Raw genomic sequence first — 1,032 nt, forward strand, 5'->3', positions numbered from 1 at the left:
GCGAAGCTGAGAACTTAAGCGCCAGTAAACGGCGGTGGTAACTATAACCATCCTAAGGTAGCGAAATTCCTTGTCGGGTAAGTTCCGACCTGCACGAATGGCGTAACGACTTCCCCGCTGTCTCAACCGCAGACCCGGCGAAATTGCACTACGAGTAAAGATGCTCGTTACGCGCAGCAGGACGGAAAGACCCCGGGACCTTCACTATAGCTTGACATTGGCGTTTGGAGCGTCTTGTGTAGGATAGGTGGGAGACGGTGAAGCCTTCACGCTAGTGGGGGTGGAGTCATTGGTGAAATACCACTCTGGTCGTTTTGAACGTCTAACTTCGGTCCGTGATCCGGATCAGGGACAGTGTCTGGTGGGTAGTTTAACTGGGGCGGTTGCCTCCTAAAGAGTAACGGAGGCGCCCAAAGGTTCCCTCAGCCTGGTTGGCAATCAGGTGTCGAGTGTAAGTGCACAAGGGAGCTTGACTGTGAGACCGACGGGTCGAGCAGGAGCGAAAGCTGGGACTAGTGATCCGGCGGTGGCATGTGGAAGCGCCGTCGCTCAACGGCTAAAAGGTACCCCGGGGATAACAGGCTGATCTTCCCCAAGAGTCCATATCGACGGGATGGTTTGGCACCTCGATGTCGGCTCGTCGCATCCTGGGGCTGGAGTAGGTCCCAAGGGTTGGGCTGTTCGCCCATTAAAGCGGTACGCGAGCTGGGTTTAGAACGTCGCGAGACAGTTCGGTCCCTATCCGCTGCGCGCGCAGGAGACTTGAAAGGAGCTGTCCCTAGTACGAGAGGACCGGGACGGACGAACCTCTGGTGTGCCAGTTGTTCCGCCAGGAGCACGGCTGGTTGGCTACGTTCGGAAGGGATAACCGCTGAAAGCATCTAAGCGGGAAGCTCGCCTTGAGATGAGGTCTCCCACCACGAGAGTGGGTAAGGCTCCCGGTAGACGACCGGGTTGATAGGCTGGAAGTGGAAGCGCAGTAATGTGTGGAGCTGACCAGTACTAATAGGCCGAGGACTTGACCACAAAGCA

The 1,032-nt window shown here is 56.8% G+C and carries 1 rRNA gene; it reads left to right on the forward strand.

The annotated features are described in order from the left end of the window. Positions 1-1,026: ribosomal RNA gene (locus AB0B96_RS40870) — 23S ribosomal RNA — on the forward strand; the annotation flags it as partial. Positions 1,027-1,032: the final 6 nt, after the last annotated feature.

Source organism: Streptosporangium sp. NPDC049046 (assembly GCF_040649155.1).
In the GTDB taxonomy this organism is placed as follows: Bacteria; Actinomycetota; Actinomycetes; order Streptosporangiales; family Streptosporangiaceae; genus Streptosporangium.